Origin of the sequence: Chryseobacterium sp. MA9 (assembly GCF_024399315.1) — a bacterium.
In the GTDB taxonomy this organism is placed as follows: domain Bacteria; phylum Bacteroidota; class Bacteroidia; order Flavobacteriales; family Weeksellaceae; genus Chryseobacterium.
In genome coordinates this window covers 4,946,335-4,964,613 of record NZ_CP075170.1, presented here as the reverse complement: position 1 = coordinate 4,964,613, position 18,279 = coordinate 4,946,335, and the positions used below count along the sequence as shown (strand labels likewise).

The window sequence follows — 18,279 nt, the reverse complement described above, 5'->3', positions numbered from 1 at the left end:
TAAAGTTTATATAAATTATATAAATTGTTAAAAATCAGATGTTAAAATAATAATTAATTAAAGTTTTACTTTACATTATTAATCCTTACCTAATTTTACTTTCAGATTCTTGATCATATCCTTTGTCATTTCAGAAATTCCGAAATCATAAGTCAGACCCCAGTCTTTTTTAGCTACTGAATCATCAATAGAAGCCGGCCATGAATCTGCAATTGCCTGTCTGAAATCCGGGTTATAATCAATAGCAAAATCTGGAATTTCTTTCTTGATTTCTGCTGCCAGTTCTTTTGGAGTAAATGACATTCCGCCCAAATTATAAGAAGAACGAACAGATAAACTTTCTTTAGGAGCGTCCATTAATTTCAAGGTTGCATTGATAGCATCATCCATATACAACATCGGCATCCCTGTATCTTCGGAAATGAAACTTGTATATTTTCCATCTTCAATTGCCTTATAGAAAATCTCAACAGCATAGTCAGTAGTTCCACCACCTGCAGGAGTTTTCCATGAGATCAATCCGGGATATCTGATACTTCTTACATCTACACCATATTTATCGAAATAGTATTCACACCACTTCTCCCCTGCCATTTTAGAGATCCCATAAACAGTTGTCGGATTCAATACTACATCCTGTCCCACATCATGCTTTGGAATTCCTTTTCCAAATACAGCAATAGAACTTGGCCAGAAGATCTTTTTCAGAAGCCCTTCTTTCGCCATTTCACAAAAATGAAGCAGTGGTTCAAGATTCAGTTTCCATGCAAAAATAGGCTGCTTTTCCGAAGTCCCGGATAAAAGCGATGCCAAGTGATACACTGTAGTAATTTCGTAATCATGAATCACCTGTCTTACCAATTGTGTATTGGTAACATCCATTCTTTCATAGTGTCCGGCAGAAGTAATTCCTTCCTGCCATCTGTCCAATCCTGAAGCAACAACGTTCTCTGCTCCGTGGATTTCAACAAGTCTGTTCGTAAGTTCGGTACCAATTTGTCCCAAGGCACCTGTAATCAGTATTCTTTCCGTATAGGATTCCATTTTTCAGATTTTTTTAGAATTGTACAAAAGTAAAAAAAACATGGCAACCATAATAAAAAAGGTACACTTTCGCATACCTTTTATAATTCTAAGAAAAATATTGATTAAAAATTAAGATTCACTCTGGCAAAAAGAAACCTTCCATTCATTCCAAATTGAGAAACATTTCGGGAGTATACAAACTGATTCTGATTAGAAAGATCAATAGTAGAAGTAGTAACGTATACAAGTTTACCGGATGCATCCAAAGAAGGTGTTTTTACAACTGCCGGACCATAGTTTTTATCGGGATAAATATCAAATAAATTATTGGCTCCTATTGTTAATTTAAGGTTTTTGGTAAATTTATATCCCACAGATAAGTCTGTAATCACTTTTCCTCCCCATACCGGATGTTCAGTAGCAACAGCCTGGCCATTAATAATTTCTCCACTTACAATTCCATCCCCGTTGGCATCCATTGTATTAGGATCTGTAACTTTTCCAAAATAAACATTCCTCAACAACAGGCTGAATTTATCAATCTCTAAAGCATTATTCAGAGAAGCTTTAAATCTTGGAATAGCTTCTTCAAGATATACACGGCTGGATTCAGAATAATACCTGTTTACCTGACCGGCTTTGATTAAAACATCGGAACCATGAATATCTCCTACCCTGTTAGTCTTCGAAACAGTAATTGCCAAGTCTGAGTTCAAAGAAAATCTTTCAGAAAACTTTGCTTTATGCGAAATCACCCCTTCAATACCTTTAGTCTGGGTATCAATTGCATTGGCAAAAAAGGTAGCTGCATTAGCATTAGCTTTATCAAAAGCAGCCTGTAAATTTCCAAGGTCACTTCCCACCGGATAAGTTCCTGAGGGTCTTGAAAACTGATCAGTTAAAACCACTCTGTTTTTAATTTTAATATAATAACCATCCACTGTAAATGTCAGGTTTGCTTGTGGGATCTTAGCTGTAAAACCGGCAGAGTAACTCGTTGATTCTTCTTGCTTCAATTGCGGAATTCCTAAATATCTGGCTGCATCAGAATCATTTGAAAAAGTTCCCACCTCGTACGGCACACCTCCAACAAACTGTGTAGCAGTAGCATTAAAATACATTTGTTGTAAGGAAGGTGCTCTGAATCCTGTAGAATGCGCTGCTCTGATATTGATCTGATCAGTTAGTTTATATCTTGTTGCCAGTTTATAATTGAATGTAGACCCAAAATCTGAGTAGTTTTCAAACCTAAGTGCAGCGCTCAGCAACCATCTGTCAGTTACATCCAATTCCGTATCCACATAAACCGCAACAGAATGTCTTCCTTTATTTAGAGCATTCTCAGGGCGAAAACCTGGAAACACCTGAGAACCTCCTGGTCTTGTACTAGTAATTGCTCCTTGATTATTTGGGCCAACTGGAAGAGCTGGATTGGGAGGAGTATAAACTCCAAAAAAATCTGTAGGTTTTAAGAGAGGATTTGTTGTGGGAGTCTGGATATTTCCGTTAATATCATAAAGTGCCCAGGAAGCTTCTTCCCCATTTTCTATTTTATATTTTTCAAACCTCATTTCCCCTCCAAAGGCAACATTAAAGCCTTTTAACCAGTCTATTTTCGTATCAAAATCTGCATTGATGGTATTTTGAGAGAATCCTAAACCTCCTGCATCAAATTCTGTTTTATTCGGATATCGCATTGAGGCATTGGCTGTATTTTTTATCGTATAATCAAAAGTGTTTTGCCCAAAAGTATTACTAATATCATAATTAATATTTCCTAACTTCCCTTTAAATCCCGCAGCAAATGAAAGATCTATAACATCCGAGGCTATTTCCGGAAGGAAACCATTTGGATATATAGAGGTAGAGGTTCTGTTTTGATTGGGTCTTCTATAAAAACCGGCAGCATTACCACTTCTGTAAGAAATCCCTCCAAAAGCATACCCCCGAACCGTTGAGGAAATATCAAATTCAGAATTCACAAAAAACTGACCTGATCCAAGCTTGGACTGCCCAACCCTCATATTAAAATCATCTCTTATCAAACCTCTGTAAGCAAGTTCATTTTCTGTAACATCAACCTTTAAAAGGTCTTGTAGTCCAGAAATTGTATTCGCCGATTGAATCCCTGCCTGTTGTGCTGCTGTTAAATAGCTCACATCTTGAGCATATTTATGTATATAATCTATTATTTGTGTCGTATTAGGTGTATTATTAATGTTTCCAAAAAGAGATGAAATATTCACTCCGTCTTCCAATGCTCTTTGCTCAATAGCATTATAAGCATTAAAAATATCACCGGTAGCTGCTTTTGCCCTTCTCGTATCATTTCTACTCAACAAACTTCCTGTAAAATTGATAAATCCATTGCTCCCGATTTTAGTCCCATAATTCAAATCCAGCTGATACTTTCCGCCATCCCATCCTCCATAATGATCATTAGCTCCTTTTGAATTAAACCCGCCTCCGGTAATGGCTGCCGTAAAAGCATTGGTGTTTTTTTTCATAATAACATTAATGACTCCGGCAATAGCATCAGAACCATATTGTGCAGAAGCTCCATCCCTCAATACCTCCAACCTTTCAATAGCAAACGCCGGAATAGCATTCAGATCCGTTCCTACAGATCCTCTTCCCGGTGAACCATTAATATTAACCAATGAGGAAGTATTCCTTCTTTTTCCATTGAGTAAAACCAACACCTGATCCGGCCCCAATCCTCTTAATTGTGCAGGATCCACATGATCTGTCCCGTCTGCTACAGTTGTAGAGTTTGAGGTAAAAGAAGGCGCTGCGTAATTTAAAATTTGATTAAGATCAGTTTGCGGACTTAATACTGACTGTGACCCGACATTAATAACATCTACAGGCACTGGGGTATCAGTAGCTACTCTGGCTTTATTTCTGGAGCCAACAGTAATCTTCACCTCTTCTACGCTTTTAACACTCAATGAATCTTTAGTTTGAGCCATAGCATTTGTAGAAATAAAAAATAAGGCTCCCACCAAAACAATTTTCTGGTAATTTTTTTTCATGTGTATTTTTTTTTCAAATGTATATAAATTAACATTAAGAATAAATAGAATAATCAACAAATAATTAATTTTTGAAAATATTTCAACACATTTATTATAATTAATTACAAAATAAATAATAAACATCAAAATAACTTAACAATAAAACAAATCATTATAATTTTCTTTATTTTATTTATTACACTGATATAAGACTCTATTTTAAAATTGATACTTTTGTCTTAAAATATCATTTTATGAAGAAAATAGTTTTAGTTGCTACTCTTCTTTCCTATAGTTTTTCCTGGTCACAGTTTACAGATATTAATATTATCAAAGAAGTACAGGTAAAAAATAAAGGAGTTGTAGTTTCTGCACATCCATTAGCCAGTGAAGCTGGAGCCAAAATCTTAAAAATGGGTGGAAATGCCTATGACGCTGTAACAGCAACACAATATGCCCTTGCCGTAGTATATCCCCAGGCGGGAAATATCGGAGGTGGTGGATTCTTAGTAGGAGTAAAAAATAATGGCGAAAAATTCACGCTAGACTATAGAGAAACAGCTCCGAAAAAGGCTTCCAGAGACATGTACATTGATAAAAAAGGAAAAGCAGATACTGATCTCTCCCAAAACGGAAGACTGGCCGTAGGTATTCCGGGAAGTGTAGCAGGATTCTTTGCAACCCTGAAATACTGTAAACTTCCTATGGAAAAGATTATCCAGCCTGCCATTGATCTTGCAGAAAAAGGATTTGCCATTACGGATAAAGAAGCAGAAATGCTTAATAACCAAAGAGAAAAATTTCAGAAACATAATAAATCCTCTATCATTTTTGTAAAAGATACTCCATGGAAAGCTGGAGATTTATTGGTTCAAAAAGACCTGGCCGAAACCTTGAAATTGATCCAGAAATTAGGAGCAAAAGGTTTTTATGAAGGGAAAACAGCTGATCTTTTGATTGCTGAAATGAAAAGAGGCAACGGAATCATCACCCTGGAAGACCTAAAAAATTATAAAGTTGCCGAAAGAAAAGCACTGGAATTTGATTATAAAGGAAATGATGTTGTTACCATGCCTTTACCATCAAGTGGAGGTGTTCTCCTTGCCCAAATGCTAAGAATGGCTAGTTTTGAAAACCTTGAAAAATATCAGCAAAATTCTACAAAAGCTGTTCAGATCATGGCTGAAGCAGAAAGAAGAGCCTATGCAGACAGAGCAGAATATATGGGTGATCCGGATTTTATCCAGGATAAAACTTCTTATCTTATCTCCGACGACTATCTGAAAGGCAGATGGAAAAGTTTCAGTTTTGACAAAGCCACTCCGAGTGCTGAAGTGGGTAAAATCATAGAGCAGCCTAAAGAATCTATGCAGACAACACATATTTCCGTATTGGATAAGGATGGAAATGCAGCTTCTGTAACCACAACTCTTAATGGCTATTATGGAAGTAAAGTACTGGTTTCGGGAGCTGGTTTCTTTTTAAATAATGAAATGGACGATTTCTCTATCAAACCAGGTGTACCAAACATGTTTGGGGCAGTGGGTGGAGAAGCCAATTCTATCCAGCCTAACAAGAGAATGCTTTCTTCCATGACTCCAACTATTCTCCTTAAGAATGGGAAACCTTATATGGTGGTAGGAACTCCTGGAGGAACCACAATCCCTACTTCAGTATACCAGTCTATTGTGAATGTTGTGGATTTTAAGTTGAATGCCAATATGTCTGTGAATGCACCAAAATTTCATCATCAGTGGCTTCCGGAAACCATTACCGTAGAAAACAACTTCCCTGAAAGTACAATTTCTGAGTTGAAAAGCAAGAATTACATCATTGAAAAGACAAAATACATTGGAAAAACAGAAATGATTGTCCTGGACGAAAACGGAAACATCCATGCAGTGGCAGACGGCCGTGGAGATGACTCTGTTGCAGTGGAATAATATCATATATCCATATTATAATACAACTCCGGCTTCATTCTAAAAAGGTTTCTGCCTTTCTACGAATGAAGCCGGAATTTTTTATTGATTGAAGCGCTGCCACAGATCTTTCCAATGACTTTTGTCATGTTTTCAGATAAATTTTCTTAATTTTCGCCCTTAAAAAAACAAAACGACTGTTCTTTGAAAGCAAAAAAAATATACAATCAGCTTTATTTCCAGGTTATTATAGCAATAGTTGCAGGTATTGTTCTTGGAAAATTTTATCCTGAATTAGGAGAAAAAATGAAACCTCTGGGGGATGGATTCATCAAATTAGTTAAAATGATTATCGCTCCGGTAATTTTTATTACGCTTACTTTAGGAATCGCCCACATGACCGATTTGAAAAAGGTAGGCAGAATTGCTATAAAGGCAATGATCTATTTTTTCACATTTTCAACTCTTGCGCTTATCATTGGATTATTGGTAGGAAATATCTTACAGCCGGGTCATGGCTTAAATATAGATCCTTCTACTCTTTCGGGTGATGTTTCACAGTACCAGGCAAAAGCTCATGAATCAACGCTTACAGGTTTTATTATGAATATTATTCCGGAGACTTTATTCAGTCCTTTGGTGGGTGATAATATTCTTCAGGTTCTGCTGGTTGCTATTTTAATGGGTGTCGCTTTGGTTTTAACAAAGGAAAAAAGCCAAAAAGTAACCGATTTTTTACAGGATCTATCAACTCCGGTATTTAAAATCGTTCATATGCTTATGAAACTGGCCCCAATCGGAGCTTTTGGAGCAATGGCATTTACGATTGGGAAATATGGACTTCACTCTGTATTGAACCTTATATTTCTGGTAGGTACATTCTACATCACATCTATCCTTTTTATAGTTCTGGTATTAGGATCTGTAGCATGGTATAATGGATTTAACATTTTCAAGCTTCTTTTTTACCTTAAAGAAGAACTCCTTCTTGTTTTGGGAACGAGCTCTTCGGAATCTGCTCTTCCGGGAATCATGGAAAAGCTTGAAAAAGCAGGCTGCTCCAGGGCCATTGTAGGTCTTGTAGTGCCTACAGGATATTCTTTCAATCTTGATGGAACCAATATTTATATGACACTTGCCTCTCTGTTTATCGCACAAGCATTAAACATCCATCTTCCTATTGAAAAACAGCTGATGCTTCTTCTGGTAGCGATGTTGAGTTCAAAAGGTGCAGCTGGTGTTACCGGTGCCGGATTTGTAACATTGGCAGCAACCCTGGCTGTAGTTCCGGAAATTCCAATTGCCGGAATGACATTAATCCTTGGAATAGATAAATTTATGAGTGAATGCAGAGCGCTGACGAATGTAATCGGGAATTCTGTAGCTACCGTAGTTGTTGCCAACTGGGAAAAACAGCTTGATAAAAAACAGCTTCAATATTGTCTGGATCATCCGGCTGAAGTTGAGAAAAAGCTGGAGGTGTAAGAGGTGACAGATGGTAGGTTTTAGGTTGCAGGGATTAGGAATTAAGGAGATTTCGGTGAAATATTAGCTACGTTTATTGATGCCAATGGTGAATTTTGCTTAGCAAGTGAATAGTGAGTTTTGATGGAGAGTCAAGAACCAAGATTCAAAATAATGACAACCTAATAAAACCGGCAACAAAAAGCAACTAGCAACCTTAAACCAAAATACTCAAACTCGCTGGCTGTACTTTCACATGAACCGGTGATTTGATTTTATTGAATTCACCGTCCAGATGCCAGTTTTTGGTATTGACTTTAAATGATATTTCGGAAACCGGAAGATAAGTGACATATTCATCATCTTTCAGCCTTTTGGTGAACATTCTGAAAGCAAACAGCGCAGAATAAGTCAGAGGAAACTTTTTCACCAAAACCATATCCACCAAACCATCACTTTTACTTGCTTTCGGGGCAATGTAAGCGTTGTTGCCAAACTGACGGGTATTGGCAATATTCATCATCAGATACCGTCCGTTATACTGTTGATATTCTTCATCAAAAAACTTTACTTTGATGGGTTTGTAGTTGAAGAAGGTTTTTAGGGAAACTTTGATATAGTTTTTGAATCCACGGCTTGTTTTTTCAAATTCCTTGACAACCTTACCGTCAAATCCTGTTCCTGAAACATTGATAGAAAGCCTGTCGTTTACCGTAAAAGTATCAATCTTTCTGGAGTTTTTGGTTTTTATTTTTTCTAAAAGTTCATCCAGATTTTTACTGAACTGGGTTTCATTGGAAAATCCATTTCCTGAACCAGCTGGAAAAATAGCCAGAATTTTTTCTGTATTAATCAGATTTTTGGCTACTGTAGAAATTGTTCCATCTCCTCCAATGGCCACAAAAACATCCACTTCTTCAAAATGGGCCTGAATAAACTCATCTGTTCCCGGAATAGATTCTGATACATAATACAACGGGTTGTTTACCTTTGTTTTAAGTTCGTTCAAAAACGGCTGATAGTTTTTTTTGGCCGAAAAAGGGTTGATAATAAAAGCTACTTTTTCCATTACCGCAAAATTAAAAAATGCTTCCTGATCTGGAAGCATTAATTTACTTAATTTTCATTCTTTCTTTAAATTCACCATTTAACGTTCCTTTCAGGTCTTCCCATGAAACAGGAATTGTGATATCTCCTGCTGCAAAAGCTGCAATTTCATAAGGACTGTAATGGAAATACAGGTTTTTATCATCAAAATAGAAGTTATCGGATGCTGGAATTTTCTCAACTAGCAACATTTCTGAGTTTTTCACTTCTCCATCACCATCCATTGTTCCACTGTTAATTTTATCGATATTTTTCATCAGAATTGCTTCAATTTTATTTTTAGGCATTGAAGTAATATCTTTCAATTCCAATTTTTTACTGTTTTTAAGATCAAAAACTCTTTCTGAAAAACCATAATTGTCATGGGCTCCTCCTTCATATCCGCTTCCTACATACTGAATATGCATATAATTATTTGTATTGGAAATCAAATTCATATGTGAGCTTGAATACCAATTCTGAGCATAAGTGACATCTGAAACCCAATCTTTATTATCATTTTTTATAGAATTGAAATAATCATTCTTTTCTTTATCAAGGTAAGTCTGAAGCCCTGCTTTGGAAAAGTCTTTGATTTTTTCATTCTGGAAATAGATACTGTCTAATAGCTTTTTATCTTTTAATGAGGGGAAAACCAACAGTTTTGAAGTGTAGCTCACTTTTAAAGAGTCTGTAATCTTTGTAGAATCATTCACTTTCACAGAATCTACCACAAATCCTTCAGCGGTTTTATTTTCGGTTTTTTCTGCTGGCCCTGCCTTTTCATTTTTTTTACAGGCCGTCACTGCTAAGAAAGAAGATAATGCTATAACAGCAATTGTGTTTTTCATAATTCTAATTTCTGATATCAAATACAAAAACCATTCAAAAGATGAATGGTTTTTGAAAAAACTTTATTTTTTTTTGTAAATCTTGCTTAAGCTTTCTTAAATATTACTTTTTAACAAGGCTTATTACCTGATTTTCAAATTTAGAGGCTACCCCCCAGATTTGTTTAAATGCAGGATAATATTCTTTCGGATAATCTGAACTGCTAACTTTTGTTGTGGTAGTTACTTCCAGTTTATTTCCTTTTTGTTCTACAGAATAGGTATATGCTATTTCTTTATCTTCTGTAACGATTCTTTTTTCTTTAGGCATTTCCTCAATCACATATCCTTCAGGAATTTCAAGAATAACTTTTTTTACTTTGGTGATAGGCGATCCAAAATCGATGGGATACTGTCTAACTTCCGTCTGATCAAACTCATTGGAACTTTTGTTTAAAAACAGCATCGGATTGATGATCATTTTCTTTCCTACTCTATCAATAAGGTTCATTGAAGAGAATTTCATGCTGCTTTCAAAATCTCCATTTTCCAAAACTTTTGAATCAATATCCGTAAAGTCCATAGAAAAGTTTTCTTTATATTGTTTTTTATATTTTTCTGCATTATCATCATAGCTGTCTTTCACATACATCGCATAGGCCCCCGTATCTCTGTCCGAATAGGTTCCGGAAATACTTCCGTCATCATTGATTTTACCATTGACTGTAAGGAAAGTATTACTTGATTTCAAATTAGACATTTGAATCTGCAGGGCCTTTTCTTTAGTGACCAAAATCCCATATTGATTCCAGTTTTTAAGAGGTATTTCATCCAGAGAGGATTGTTTTGAGGTAGCATCATAAATATGCAATTGCTTATCAATATTGATCGCAGCCAATACAAAATTCATATTGGAAATATTGGGAGACACTAAATTAATCAATCCATTTTCCACTGTAGAAATTACCAACGGATCAGCTTTAAGACCTGCTTCGCGAAGCATCATTACCAGAAAAAGGTTGATTTCTGCGGCATTCCCTACCTTGGTTTCCAACAATTTTTTGATACCATCTTCTGTATAAATTCCTTTATCTTTATTCCAGGTAAAAGTCTTCTGGACGTATGAAAAAATGGCATTTGCCTTTTCAAGATCGGTTTTCATTTCTGAAACTCCTGCCGGCATATTTTCTTTTGCCAGTTTTGTTCGTTTCAGTTCCCCTCCAAAATCGTCACTTTCATAAAGTCTTTTCCCAATCTGATCCCATGATGACGAATATAGTTTAAGCTCACCGAAATTGGTAGAGTTCAGCTCTGCACTGATCTTCGTTCTGAAGTTTCTGTCATTTCTTACAAACTTTTCAGTCTTAAAGCCTTTTAGGTTTTCATAAGCAAATCTAAAGGTTTTGTATTGGGTACCGTATAGATTCCTTTCCTCCATTTCCCTGTATTTAGGTGAAATTCCTCCAGTATAGTTTACATTGTATGACATATTGATAGGCGTATCAAAAACATATTCTGTGTTCAGTGAAGGAGTATCAGATTCTATCAATACTTCAGGAATCATAAATCGGAACGGAGATATAATTTCATACTGATATTCTAAGACTGATCCATTTTTCACACTCGGAAAAGCAAATTTTGTCAGAGTAACATATTTATTCTCTTTACTTCTATATTGTGAACTTTTTTCCACTTTTACCGGAACGGTGTTTCCGTTTTCAAGATTGTATGTAAAAGCCTTAAATTTACCTAGTGATTCTCTGTTAGTCCCAACATTATAAATAGGAATTTCAAGATTCAGCCAGTCTTCAGCTTTATCTTTATCATAAATCTTAACTCTATAATAATATCTTTTGTGCAGATTCCCTGTGTTTGCATCCACCATAAAGTAAGCAGATTTATACAGAATTTCAGCAGGAGCATTTTCATCCAATAAAGATTTTGTCTTAGACAAATCTGCATCATTAAATTTCGGAGGATTCAGAAACTCGTATTTCTTCTGAGCATTAATCATTATTGCACTGGCAGAGCAAAGGACCAATACGATTAGTTTTTTCATGGTTATATTTTTGTTATTAAAATTTTTGAATTATCCATGTTCAGAATTTTTTTTCTGAAACCTATGTAGTCATTGTATTTTTCTTTTGGGTACAGACCTTTATTGATCTGCATTTTTCTTGTCACTTTTACCTGATTATCACTTTTAACAAAGCTTAGCTTATATGACCCAAATTCAGAAGTGATGTTTGAATTATCCGGAGTTTCATCAACTTTATAGCCCATAGGAAGAATAAAAGCAATTTCATATTCATCTTCATAGGACATATTGACTTCAAAAGGAAGTTCACGGTTCTCGTCTGTCTTATAAACAACATCAGAAAAAATGGGTACAGATCTGAATAAAAGGCTGTTTCCTGCTTTTTTAGAGAAATTATTGGTTTTAAAATCAAGATCGTATGTAATAACAGCATTGTCTCTGTCATTGTTAAAGTTTTTCATTTCCACTTTTTCAAAGTTCAAAATGTCAAAATTGGCTTTTACCGCATCATTTTTCTCTTTTGGATTTAGATTTACGAACCTTAAATTATAATCATACTGATTTCCTGTATAGTAAAAGTTTCCCGTTCCGGCGATACTGTTATCCTCGTTAAGGTTAATTTTCAACACCTGTTTTTCTTTATTTTGTTCTGCTTTATATACTGGCGTATTGATAAGTTCGATTCCCTTGGGGGTCACTACCAGTACATTTCTATCGGTTGTACTGTAACTTAAATGATTAAAAGCCATTTGCTGAGAAGTATTTTCAAGCCAGATGTTCCCCTTTTCAGTCGGCACCATCAAGATAACGTGATTTCCACCCATAGAAGGAAATTCAGGATCAAAGGAAACCTGTGAACGGCCAGAGGTGATGATACAATAATTGGATGAAATCCCTGCCTCGTTCAGAAGGACTTTCATATAATTCGTAAGTCCCTTACAGTCTCCATAGCCTTTTTTCTGAACCTCATCCGGCATCATAGGCTGCCAACCCCCTATTCCTAATGCCACAGCAATATAACGGCTTTTGTTCTGCATGTACTGATAAATTTTCTTCACCTTATCTTCTACAGATCCCTGGAGTTGTAAAGATGCCACTTCAGCCTTGATAGCAGGAGTAGAAGCTGAAACAGGTATCAGAAGATCATTATAAATCCAGGTTCCGAAATCTGTCCAGTTATTCAAAGTTCCCTGCTTTCCTGCCAAACTGAATTTTGCCAGGGCAAAGTTTACTGCAGGTAATATTTTAACAGGCTGCGGGATCATAAAAGCATCATCTATAGCAGGTACGTTTTTGTATGAATAGGTTTTATCATTTGCGCTACCGCTTTCTATAACAGAAGCGTAGTTGTATTTGGACGGATATATCTTAGTACGAAGTTCAATTCCTGAAGTATTAATGATTTTAAACTGTGCTTCTTCCAGTGACGTTTTGATAGAAGTAAATGGCACAAAGTCAGGGATAAAAACTGTATTTTCATCATCCGTTTCATAAGAAAAGTCAACGGTATAAGGATACTGAGCCGGTGTATAAGAATATACTAAGACTCTGTTATCTGAATAAAAAATTCCCTGAGGGTTATTTGCTACATCCTGAAAATCAGACTTTGACACACTTTTAATCTTTTTTCCGGCTTCATCATAAATAGTCACTTTTACATTTGAAATACGCCTTGCCTTATCATAAGGAATATAGGCTGTAGCCTGATCATTACCGTCTTTGTTTAAAACTGTAGTAACCGTATTATACTGATATTTTATTTGATCAACTTTATTTATCTGAGCAGTTGTAAAATCTTTTCGTATAACAACATTAGCATTTTTCTTTAAATTCTCAGGAATTGCAGAAGCAGGATAGCTTTGTGCAAAATATAATGAGGCTGTGGACAAAGCCCCTAAAATTAAAAATTTCATCATTACTGTTAATTTTAAATAAATAATAGATTATTAAAATTTTTTCTTATTTTTTTACCAAACTAATTACTTGATTTTCCGTTTCAGAGATCGTTTTCCAGATTTGTTTAAAAAACGCATAGTATTCTTTAGGATAGTTTTGGCTGGCAACACCTATTTTTGAAGTAATTATTATTTTGTTACCAAGCGTTTCAACCTTGTATAAAAAAGATATTTCCTGGTCATCTGTAGCGATCTTTTTATCTTTCGGAAGGCTCGAAACTTTATAATTTTCAGGAATTTCCAGCTCTATTCTTTTTTCTTTATTAAAAGCTGAAATAAAGTCGATCTGATGTTTTCTTTCTTGGGACTGATCAAACAATTCTTTTTCAGCATTTAAAAACATGATTGGATTGATGACTATTTTGTCTCCTACTACATCCATCAGATTAGTATCGGAAAATGTCATCTGGGTCTCAAAATCACCATTAGCCAATAGCTTTGGTTCCACATTTTTCCCATCTATATTATATTGCAGTGGAAATACCTGTTTATATTTGTCCTTATTTATATCAAATTCATCATAAGAGTTAATTGCATACATCCCGCTATCCTTTTGTGTAAAAATTCCTTTCACTAAAGAGTTTTCCAGATCTAAGCTGGCTTTAATATTCATTTCTTTTTTACTTATATTGGTATTGGAGAAAGAAAGTGAAGTTCCTTTTTTTCCTTCCAGCAAAATCCCGAAATCATTCCAATCCCTCTCTGGTAACATATTCACTTTAGAATTAAAGGAAGTTGCATCATAAAAATAAGTCTGATTATTAATTTTAACTGATGCTAATACAAAATTCAAGTTGTTAACATTAGGTGAAATAATATTTAAAATACCATTGTCAACAGTAGAAATCAGAAGAGGATTAGCCTCAATTCCGGCGTCTCTTAAAAGCATAATCAAAAGAAGATTAATATCTGCACTATTTCCAGATTTCGTTTTTATGAGCTGTCTTAAATTTTGGGAAGCCATTATTCCTGTCTTTTCGTTCCATTTATAGTTTTCTTTGACAAAATTGAAAATTTTATCTGCTCTTCCTAAAGGCTCATAATATGTTTTAATATTCTCAGGAAGAACATCTTTCACATTACCTTTTAAAAAACTCCCAAAGTCATCAAAGTTATAAAGCCTGTCTGCAAGGCTGTTCCAGTCTTTGAACTCATTATAAGTAAAATATTTGGTTGAAAATCTTTTGAGTTCAGGTTTTATTTTCCCCCTGAATCTATCCAAATCTTTTACATATTTTTCCTTCTGAATAGATTTCATATCCGTATATCCAAATCTGAAAACATTATATAAAGCTCCTAAACGATCCTCGGTAGTGGAGACATGATATTTTGGTTTAATAATGCTTCCTGTACTGTTAAAAGAATAAGTAATAGGCGCATCAGGGTATTCCAAATTATATTCTTGATAAACAACGGGAATATTATACTCCAGAAAATATACCGGATTGGATATATTATTACTCGTCACTTTATAACTGTATTCTATTACAGATCCGTCTGAAATATTAGGTAAGGCAAGCTTATAAATATTTATACCTTTTGTAAAATTCTCTTTTAGCTGCTCTTTTTTGTCAATTAAGATCTTTTCGACTTTATTATTGGAGAAATTATATATTCTAACTTCAAATTTACTCAGAGATTCATCAGTAAGAAGAGGGATGCTTATATTAAGCCAATCTTCTGAGCGCTTTTTATCATAGATTTTAATTTTTGAGTACCATTCTTTTTCCAATGAATTATCATTCATGATATTATATCGAACACTATTGTAGAGTATCTCAGCAGGTGCATCCTTTTCTATCAGTGAGTTCGTTTTCTTAAGGTCAGCTTCATCAAAGGCAGGTGGAGAGAGGAATTTATGCTGTGTAAAAAACATATTAAACACAAGACAACTCACTGCTACAGTAATTTTAGTATTAATTTTCATGGAATGTTATTCTTTTTTGGAATTCTCAGGAATTGCAGAAGCAGGATAGCTTTGTGCAAAATATAATGAGGCAACAGAGAAGGCCCCCAAAACTAATATTTTCATCATAGTTATTAAAATTATGCAAAAATAAGAAAATCTTAATAACTGTTAAAAAAATATAAAAGGCTTCAACATTGTGAAGCCTTAACCTAATACTTAAAAAGTACTCTTTTAGATGTACTTATAAGGATATGAACACATTATCAACTTTTCATTTTTAAATTCTGAAAAGTTAAAACAGAATATTTATACTTATTCTAGATATTTATTCTGTGCATAAAGTGGTAACCTTCATATTGTCTGCGTTTCAAATTTAAAATAAATTATGATTTATATAATTCAAAAGCTGTAGAATTAATAATAAACAGAAGTACAATTAATTCTACAATACAAAGAACCATTCATAAAAAAAGACCTCATTTCTGAAGTCTTTAAGTTTTTTATTTTTTCTTTTTAATCATTGGGAACCAGTTTACTGTCAAAAGTATCACTTCCAAGCCCTAATACAGGAATAAAGATAAATCCTAAAAAGAGAATTAGAATGGTATACAGAGGAGTTTCTTTGGCAAAACCTTTGGCCAGCCTGTCATAGACAACCCAGCATGCATAGATATTTACCAATGGAATACAGAAAAGAATAATCCACCATATGGGTTTCTTCACGATTTCCAGCAACACTATTGAGTTATAAATCGGGATAAAAGCGGCCCAGGCATCTTGTCTTCCTGCTTTCTGAAAGATTTTGTACATGCAATATCCATAGAAAATATAGCATAGTAAGCCGAAGAACATTGTTCCGATCCCTAATCCTGCAGCGGTTGCACCAGATACTGCATCTGTCCCATTATAAGGGTCTGTTTGTAAAAGAGTTAACATATTATTGTTTTTTTGGTTTATCCAAATATAAAAAAAGCTTCTAAATAATTAGAAGCTTTTTTTATTATATTTTTAAAAACGTTTATGCATCAATTTTTGCATATTTCGCATTTTTCTCGATAAACTCTCTTCTTGGTGGAACTTCATCTCCCATTAACATTGAGAAAACGCTGTCTGCTTCCACTGCATTATCAATGGTTACCTGTTTCAGAATTCTGTGCTCAGGATTCAAGGTTGTTTCCCAAAGCTGTTCAGGGTTCATTTCCCCAAGACCTTTGTAACGTTGTACTTCTACCCCTTTTCCATCCGGAGACATCTCTAATGTAAACTCTTCACGTTCTTTTTCATTGTACGCATACACTTTTTTATTACCTCTCTTTAAAAGGTATAAAGGCGGCTGAGCAATATAGATATACCCGTTCTCAATAAGTTCCTTCATATATCTGAAGAAGAAGGTAAGAATAAGTGTAGAAATGTGAGATCCATCAATATCGGCATCGGTCATGATCACAATCTTATGATATCTTAACTTAGCCATATTCAATGCTTTGCTATCTTCTTCCGTACCTACAGAAACTCCAAGAGCAGTGTAGATATTTCTGATTTCCTCGTTGTCATATACTTTATGAAGCATAGATTTCTCTACGTTCAAAATTTTACCTCTTAGAGGAAGAATAGCCTGGAAGTGTCTGTCTCTTCCCTGTTTAGCCGTTCCACCTGCGGAATCTCCCTCTACAAGGAAAAGTTCAGATTCAGCCGGGTCTTTGGATGAACAGTCAGAAAGTTTCCCGGGAAGACCAGAACCTCCCATTGGAGATTTTCTCTGAACCATTTCGCGGGCTTTTTTCGCAGCTTGTCTTGCCTTGGCAGCTAAAACAACTTTTTGAACGATTATCTTTGCTTCATTAGGATTCTCTTCCAAGAAATTTGTAAGCATCTCCCCTACAATCTTATCAACAGCACCAGAAACTTCAGAGTTTCCTAATTTTGTTTTGGTCTGTCCTTCAAACTGAGGTTCCATTACTTTTACAGAAATTACAGCTGTTAATCCTTCACGGAAGTCATCACCCGTAATTTCTACTTTTTCTTTTGCTGGAAGTCCCAATTCATCTGCATATTTCTTTAAAGTTCTTGTTAAAGCTCTTCTGAAACCTGCAAGGTGGGTACCTCCTTCGTGGGTATTAATATTGTTAACATAAGAGTGAAGATTCTCGTTGAATGACGTATTATAACGCATCGCCACCTCAACAGGAATATCATCTCTTTCACCTTCCATGAAAATCACGTGCTCCATGATAGATTCACGGCTACCGTCGATATAAGCAACAAATTCTTTCAATCCTCCTTCAGAATGAAAAATTTCTGAGCGGAAAGAACCGTCTTCCAATTGTTCTCTTTCATCAGTAAGCGTAATTGTAATTCCTTTATTAAGGTAAGAAAGTTCTCTTAAACGGCTTGCTAATGTATCATAGTTGTAAATCAGTTCCGTAAAAATGGTATCATCCGGCTGGAAAAACTGCTTTGTTCCTCTTTTCTCACTATGTCCGATCTCTTCAACCTGAGTCTGCGCTTTTCCTTTAGAATAAATCTGTTGATAAACATTCCCGTCTCTGTAAACAGTAGTTACCATTTCGTTGGAAAGTGCATTCACACATGATACCCCAACTCCGTGAAGACCTCCTGAAACTTTGTAAGAGTCTTTATCAAACTTACCACCGGCTCCAATTTTTGTCATTACAACTTCAAGGGCTGATTTCTGCTCTTTTTCGTGGAAATCAACCGGGATACCTCTACCATTATCACTTACTTCAATTCCGTTTCCTTCCTTGATGCTAACGAAGATTGTGTCGCAGTATCCTGCCAATGCCTCGTCAATAGAGTTATCTACTACTTCATAAACCAAATGGTGAAGACCTCTTGTTCCTACATCACCAATGTACATTGAAGGACGCATACGAACGTGCTCCATTCCTTCCAATGCCTGAATACTACTAGCTGTATATTGTTTTTGACTCATATTAAATATTAAAAATCCTGCTCTATGCAAAGACTTACAAATATCGTGATTTTTTTCGAGGTATGAAAGTTAAAAAGTG

General features: G+C 35.2%; 11 protein-coding genes. 2 read left to right on the top strand and 9 right to left on the bottom strand.

Annotated elements, in window-relative coordinates; genetic code table 11:
* Positions 1–78 precede the first annotated feature (78 nt).
* Together KIK00_RS22680 and KIK00_RS22675 are read right to left on the bottom strand one after the other, a co-directional pair.
* A complete protein-coding gene (locus KIK00_RS22680; RefSeq protein ID WP_255814503.1) occupies positions 79–1,044 on the bottom strand; it encodes an NAD-dependent epimerase/dehydratase family protein in 966 nt (321 codons plus the stop codon).
* Positions 1,045–1,148: 104 nt separating this feature from the next.
* Entirely contained in the window at positions 1,149–4,061 is a 2,913-nt protein-coding gene (locus KIK00_RS22675; protein WP_255814502.1) for a TonB-dependent siderophore receptor, read from the bottom strand.
* 236 nt (positions 4,062–4,297) lie between these two features.
* Between KIK00_RS22675 and ggt the strand changes: the two genes are divergently transcribed.
* A complete protein-coding gene (gene ggt / locus KIK00_RS22670; protein WP_255814501.1) occupies positions 4,298–5,986 on the top strand; it encodes a gamma-glutamyltransferase in 1,689 nt (562 codons plus the stop codon).
* Positions 5,987–6,169: 183 nt separating this feature from the next.
* Positions 6,170–7,450, top strand: coding sequence for a dicarboxylate/amino acid:cation symporter (locus KIK00_RS22665; RefSeq protein WP_255814500.1), 1,281 nt, complete (start codon positions 6,170–6,172; stop codon positions 7,448–7,450).
* A gap of 196 nt (positions 7,451–7,646) precedes the next feature.
* Here the strand turns inward: KIK00_RS22665 and KIK00_RS22660 are convergent, their stop codons facing one another.
* The 7 genes from KIK00_RS22660 to gyrB all read right to left on the bottom strand — a co-directional run bounded on the left by KIK00_RS22660 (position 7,647) and on the right by gyrB (position 18,200).
* A complete protein-coding gene (locus KIK00_RS22660; RefSeq protein ID WP_370647725.1) occupies positions 7,647–8,537 on the bottom strand; it encodes a diacylglycerol kinase family protein in 891 nt (296 codons plus the stop codon).
* A gap of 4 nt (positions 8,538–8,541) precedes the next feature.
* The gene (locus tag KIK00_RS22655) at positions 8,542–9,366 is read right to left on the bottom strand and encodes an RsiV family protein (RefSeq protein WP_255814499.1); all 825 of its coding nucleotides are present in this window, start codon (positions 9,364–9,366) and stop codon (positions 8,542–8,544) included.
* Between the two features lie 103 nt (positions 9,367–9,469).
* Complete coding sequence (locus tag KIK00_RS22650) at positions 9,470–11,404, bottom strand: DUF3857 domain-containing protein (RefSeq protein ID WP_255814498.1); 1,935 nt, start codon at positions 11,402–11,404, stop codon at positions 9,470–9,472.
* A gap of 2 nt (positions 11,405–11,406) precedes the next feature.
* Complete coding sequence (locus KIK00_RS22645; protein ID WP_255814497.1) at positions 11,407–13,299, bottom strand: DUF3857 domain-containing protein; 1,893 nt, start codon at positions 13,297–13,299, stop codon at positions 11,407–11,409.
* Positions 13,300–13,342: 43 nt separating this feature from the next.
* Positions 13,343–15,265 carry a DUF3857 domain-containing protein gene (locus KIK00_RS22640; protein WP_255814496.1) on the bottom strand — a complete coding sequence of 641 codons (1,923 nt, stop codon included), beginning with the start codon at positions 15,263–15,265 and terminating at the stop codon, positions 13,343–13,345.
* A gap of 495 nt (positions 15,266–15,760) precedes the next feature.
* The gene (locus tag KIK00_RS22635) at positions 15,761–16,183 is read right to left on the bottom strand and encodes a DUF5684 domain-containing protein (RefSeq protein ID WP_255814495.1); all 423 of its coding nucleotides are present in this window, start codon (positions 16,181–16,183) and stop codon (positions 15,761–15,763) included.
* 82 nt (positions 16,184–16,265) lie between these two features.
* On the bottom strand, positions 16,266–18,200 hold the full coding sequence (gene gyrB / locus KIK00_RS22630; protein WP_047376877.1) for a DNA topoisomerase (ATP-hydrolyzing) subunit B: 1,935 nt from the start codon (positions 18,198–18,200) through the stop codon (positions 16,266–16,268).
* Between the last annotated feature and the right edge of the window lie 79 nt (positions 18,201–18,279).